At 55.3% G+C, this 5,511-nt stretch carries 5 protein-coding genes; 3 read left to right on the forward strand and 2 right to left on the reverse strand.

What is annotated here, in order from left to right; all coding sequences use genetic code 11:
- On the reverse strand, positions 1 to 107 hold a 107-nt coding region (locus Q0K17_RS10285), incomplete at its 3' end, for a MerR family DNA-binding transcriptional regulator (RefSeq protein ID WP_294542800.1).
- Between the two features lie 600 nt (positions 108 to 707).
- Between Q0K17_RS10285 and Q0K17_RS10290 the strand changes: the two genes are divergently transcribed.
- Positions 708 to 1,301, forward strand: coding sequence for a sugar O-acetyltransferase (locus Q0K17_RS10290; protein WP_294542794.1), 594 nt, complete (start codon positions 708 to 710; stop codon positions 1,299 to 1,301).
- A 153-nt stretch (positions 1,302 to 1,454) separates the two neighbouring features.
- Here the strand turns inward: Q0K17_RS10290 and Q0K17_RS10295 are convergent, their stop codons facing one another.
- Positions 1,455 to 2,762 (reverse strand): galactokinase family protein, encoded by a 1,308-nt coding sequence (locus tag Q0K17_RS10295; protein ID WP_294542795.1) that lies wholly within the window; start codon positions 2,760 to 2,762, stop codon positions 1,455 to 1,457.
- 226 nt (positions 2,763 to 2,988) lie between these two features.
- Here Q0K17_RS10295 and Q0K17_RS10300 point away from each other — a divergent pair, with 226 nt between their 5' ends.
- Positions 2,989 to 3,834: an AraC family transcriptional regulator gene (locus tag Q0K17_RS10300; RefSeq protein ID WP_294542797.1), complete on the forward strand. Its 846-nt coding sequence runs from the start codon at positions 2,989 to 2,991 to the stop codon at positions 3,832 to 3,834.
- 115 nt (positions 3,835 to 3,949) lie between these two features.
- On the forward strand, positions 3,950 to 5,511 hold a 1,562-nt coding region (gene rlmD / locus Q0K17_RS10305; protein ID WP_294542799.1), incomplete at its 3' end, for a 23S rRNA (uracil(1939)-C(5))-methyltransferase RlmD.

Below are 5,511 nucleotides of genomic sequence, written 5' to 3' on the forward strand. Positions count from 1 at the left end.
AAGCCTTCTCTATCGTAATGTTGTAATGTCCGTACAGTAACGTCCATTTTCTTTGCGACTTCGCCAACTGTCATATAACCTTGTGGTATAGCTTTATGCTTATCCATATCGTACCTCCTGCTTATAGTATAATAGTATATCTTATTACGTTACGTCACAAACAAGCTTTTTTGAACAGATTCAGGAAAAAATACGGAATAGGGGGTGGCCGCTTATCAAATTCTCTTACATTACTTTACGGCACATGAGTTTGCTGAGGATACTGCGGATGGTTCTGACGGTTGGCCGCCGTCAGAACTGGATTGCTGTTTTAGAAATAAGCAGTAAGTCGTTTCCCTTAATTCCGCAGAATACCAGGGATATTACGGGGCTTCCGTAAGGTGTTGGAGGTGCGATCGGTCAGGCTAATGGTCAGCAACCGTAGCAATATATTTGGAATTCTTGCAGCTGGAAAAGGTGGATATGGAGTTCCTTATTGCACCAAAGAAAGGAAATGCTTCCCATAATTAAGAAAACTGGTGCCGAGCTAAATTACTGTGTCACCCCTTATTAAAGTTGGTCTAACTGTGTCAAAGTATGATATAACGTAAAAGCGAGGCCAGCGATATCCATTGTTGACGTCGCAACACAGAATCAGCCGACTTGTTGTTGCAAGTCGGTTTTTTTATTTTATATCACGCCGTTATGCTGCCGGAAAGGATAGAGCCATGGAAATAGCAGACATTTTAAGAGACCCCGCCGGATACGCCGCCCAGAACCGGGACATTCCGCCCACGCTGAAAGCCGCTGCCCAACGGCTGTGTTGGGAGTACAACCGCACAGCACCCGATGACGCCAGGACCCGCCGGGATATCCTGGAAAAGCTGCTGGGAACCTGCCATCCCCTGACCTTTATCGAACCGGATTTTCACTGCGATTACGGATTCAATATTCATACCCACGGATTAACGGTCATCAACTATAACTGCGTGATCCTGGACACCTCCCCCGTTCACATCGGAGCCGGTGCTTTCATTGCGCCAGGGGTATGCCTGAGCTGTGCCGGACATTCCCTTGATCCCGCGCAGCGGTCCGAAGGGATCAGCACATCCAAGCCCATCCGGCTGGAGGACAATGTCTGGATTGGTGCCAACGCCGTGGTGTGCGGCGGTGTTACAATCGGCAGCGGCTCGGTCATCGGTGCCGGAAGCGTGGTCACCCATGATATCCCCGCCGGTGTTGTGGCGGCGGGTGTTCCCTGCCGCCCTATCCGGGCGATCTCTGAATCTGATAGGATCCATCCGGATCAGCCGGCTTTTTGATGCGGTCCGGCCACCTTTGCCCTGATGAAGAAAGACCCGCAGGTTTCCCCTGCGGGTCTTTTCTTATGGGATGTCGGTACAAAAAAGGGCGGACCTTCCTCCATGCAGACGGGCACGGAGAAAAAGCCGCCCTTACCTTTTCCGGAATGCAGGTTACATCGTTTCTTCTACCGGCACAGCACCGTAATTGCGCACACTGAGCACATGGCAGCTGCCGGCGCCAAAGACCGCATCAATGGCAGTGCGGTACTTGTCCAGCAGATCCAGGGGCACAAAGGCCTGGATGGTACCGGCAAAACCGCCGCCCTGCAGACGCCAGGCGCCGCGGCCCTGCAGCACCCGCTGGCTGATGGCCAGCGCCAGAGGTACGCCCTGTTCTTTTACGTTCTTGATGCTGTAAGCATTCTGGTTATACTCAAAGCTGGAATGACCACCTTCCAGAATCAGTTCCAGGAACCGGTCAAATTCATCCGCCTTGATGGCATCGCACAGCTCTGTAGCGCGCCGGCAATCGTTGTAGAAGTGGATGGCGCGCACCACCGCACGGTCCCCCACCTTCTTGCGGACTTCGGGAATGGCGGCAATGAAGGTTTCTTCGTCCACATCCCGCAGGACCTTTTTGCCGAAGCAGGCCGCCACCGATTCCATCTCACGGCGGATAGCGGCATAATCATCGGTCAGATCCGCGTGGCTGCCCTTGGTATCGCTGATGCACAGGGCAAAGCCCTTGCCGGCCAGGTCAAACTTCACCTTATTGACAATGGGTGCAGAAGGATCCTTGAAATCAATGGTAATGGCGCTGCCCACGGCGCAGGCGGTCTGGTCCATCAGGCCGGAAGGCTTGCCGAAAAAGACGTTTTCGGCATACTGACCGATCTTGGCGATCTCCACCTGGTTCAGGCGTTCCATATCGTTGTCATTGTATTCGCCGCGGAAGATGGCACCCACGCACACCTCGAAGGCCGCGGAGCTGGACAGGCCGGAACCACGCAGCACATCGCTGGTGGAAAAAGCGTCGAAGCCGCCCACCTTGCCGCCTTCCTTCACGATACCGGCAGCAACACCGCGGATCAGGGACGCGCTGTGCTCCGCTTCCGGTTTCTGCGGGGTCAGCACCGAAAGGTCAATGTCATCGATCTTGCCGAAGCCTTCAGAAATGAAACGGACGGTGTTGTTGTCATTTTTGGCAACCACAGCGATGATATCCAGGTTGACGGCCGCTGCCATGACAACGCCGTTGTTGTGGTCGGTATGGTTGCCGCCGATTTCCGTCCGGCCGGGAGCGGAGTACAGCCGCACTTCGCGGTCCGCACCAAACTCCTTTTCAAAATTTTCAATGGTCCTTATGTAACGTGCCCGCTGCGCCGCAATGACCGCCGGGTCAGCCGCGTACAGCTTGGCAAAAGCGGCGTCATAGGCGCCGTCCTGAATCTGTTTTTTGAGAACGCTGGAAATGGCCATGGTCGTAACAACCTCCCGTTTCTGTTCAGCTTTAGCATCATGCACAAAAAGCTTCGCATTTTTTTGGTAGACTCTGCTCTCAGAGGCTCTATCTATACCCAGTATAACAAATTTTACCGGTAAGTAAACAGTTTTTTTCAACGAGATTATGGACTTTTGATGAATGCCTTGCTATAATAAAAGAAATCCCGCGGCCTGTGCCGCAACATCCTTTTGGGGGCAAAACATGGCAAACCTGCTCAAGCAATCCTATAAGCAAAGCTATACCGACAACGTGGAACTTTCCATCTTCAACTGCGGTCATGAGTGCTGTCTGCCGGGGCACACCTGGGGGCCCGGTGTGCGCGACCATTACCTGATCCACCTGGTGGTGGCCGGAAAAGGCGTATACCAGGTGGGCGGTGCGGCGTTCAATCTGCAGGAGGGCGACTTGTTCCTGGCCAAGCCGAACCAGCTGATCACCTACGCCGCGGATGAAACCGAACCCTGGGAATATTACTGGGTGGGATTCAACGGCGCCTGCGCCAACAAACTGGTGCAGCAGACTCCGTTCACCGACCAGCATCCTCTGCACCACTGCAAGGATCCGCAAAGCGTGCGGGAAGCACTTTACAATATATATCTTTCCCGCGGGCCGGAACCCCAGTGCGAAGCGCTGATGACCGGGTACCTGTACCTGTTCATGGCCCAGCTCATGAAGGAAGCCCGGGACACCATGCCCAATCCCGGCAGTTCCAGCAGCCAGTATGTGCTGGCCGCCATCAAGTATATCCAGTTCAACTATTCCCATGACATCTCGGTGGATGACATCGCCAAGGCGGTGGGCGTAAGCCGCAGCCACCTGTACCGGGTGTTTATGGCAAACGTGGGGCAAAGTCCTATTGATTACCTGACCGGATACCGCATCAGTGAGGCCTGTTCCCTGCTGAAAAACAGCCACCTTTCCATTGCGGAGATTGCCGTTTCGGTGGGCTTCTTTGACCAGTTCTATTTTTCCCGGGTCTTCAAAAAGGTCAAGGGTGTGCCCCCAAGCAAGTATCTGGCTGCGCTGGAAAAAGATCCCCAGCTGTGATTTCCGGCCCAAAGCGCCGCAACGTGCCGCGTTTTGGGCTTGTTTTTTGTGTCTCTCCCCGTCCTGTTTTTCTTATATGTAAAGGAGCATTATGCCGAACCAGACTTCCTCTTTTTTGAAAAAGAACCAGATCATTGAAATGACCGTGGAGTCCCTGTCCAGTGACGGAAGCGGCGTGGGCCACTTTGAAGGCATGGCCGTATTTGTGCCCGCCACCGCCCCCGGTGACCGCATCTGCGCACGAATCACAAAGGCCCTGAAGAATTATGCGTTTGCCCGGGTGGAGACCCTTCTTCAACCCGGACCCGGCCGCTGCGAACCCGACTGTCCCGTCTGTGCTCCCTGCGGCGGATGCAGTCTGCGGCACATCACCTACGAGGCTGAATGTGCTGCCAAGACCGGTTTTGTCCGGGATGCCTTTGTCCGTCTGGGCGGAGTGCATACGCCGGTGGCCGATGTGCTGCCCTCGCCCCTGGTGGAGCGCTACCGCAACAAGGTACAGCTGCCGGTTGGACGGGACAGCGACGGGCACATCATTACCGGCTTTTATGCCGGACGCAGTCACCGCATCATCCGGACACCGGACTGCCGGCTGCAGCCGGACTGGATGAATGCCCTGGCTGCCAGGGCCTGCGCTCTGTTTGAAAGATATGATGTGGAACCATACAACGAGGAGACCGGCAAGGGGCGCATCCGGCATCTGTATATGCGGCAGGGCTGGCACAGCGGTCAGCGTCTGCTCTGTTTTGTGGTCAATGGAAACGGATTGCCCCACGAAGCGGAGATCTGCCAGACGCTGCAAAAAGAATTTGAGCTGACCACCATCCTGGTCAACCGCAACACAGCCCGCACCAATGTGATTTTGGGGCAGAACACCCGCACGGTGCTGGGGCCCGGTCTGATCGAAGATACACTGGCAGGCGTTCCTCTGCGCATGAGCGTTCACGAGTTCTACCAGGTCAACACCCCCGCCGCCGAACTCCTCTATGCCACTGCCCGACGGTACGCAGCCCTGCGCCCTGACGATTTTCTGCTGGACCTGTATTGCGGTATGGGAACCATCGGGCTTTCCATGCTGCCGGACTGCCGTCGGCTGGTGGGGGTAGAGGTCGTCCCCCAGGCCGTGGACGCCGCCAAGGAGACGGCGGCACGGTTGGGACTGACCCCCGAACAGGCTGACTTCTATTGCATGGATGCCGGGACCGCTGCGGCCCGGTTTGCGGCAGAAGGAGCCCGTCCCGACGTGATCGTGGTGGACCCGCCCCGCAAGGGCTGCGACGAGGCCACCCTGAAAGCACTGGTGGATATGGCGCCGCGCACCATCGTCATGGTCAGCTGCAACCCTGCCACCGCCGCCCGGGATACCCGCGCCCTGGCGGATGCCGGGTACCGCCCTGAAACCATCCAGCCGGTGGACCTGTTCCCCCGCACAAAACATTGTGAGACGGTAGTTCTTTTATCCCACAAAAAACCAGATAGTTATATCCACATTGACGTGGAGTTTGGCGAGGGCGAAGGCAAGATTCCAGTGGATAAAATTGTCCAGAGAGCGGAGCAATATAAGCCAAAAGAACGTGTTACCTACAAGAGAATCAAGGAATATATTCTTGAAAAGTATGGTTTTAAGGTTCATACCGCTTATATTGCAGAGGTAAAGAGAAGTTTAGGACTGCCTAT

Source organism: uncultured Gemmiger sp., assembly GCA_944388105.1.
GTDB lineage: Bacteria > Bacillota > Clostridia > Oscillospirales > Ruminococcaceae > Gemmiger.

Excerpts from the sequence above, each read along its gene's own strand:
- Q0K17_RS10290 (WP_294542794.1), top strand. The coding sequence starts at position 708 with ATGGAAATAGCAGACATTTTAAGAGACCCCGCCGGATACGCCGCCCAG.
- Q0K17_RS10295 (WP_294542795.1), bottom strand. The coding sequence starts at position 2,762 with ATGGCCATTTCCAGCGTTCTCAAAAAACAGATTCAGGACGGCGCCTAT.
- Q0K17_RS10300 (WP_294542797.1), top strand. The coding sequence starts at position 2,989 with ATGGCAAACCTGCTCAAGCAATCCTATAAGCAAAGCTATACCGACAAC.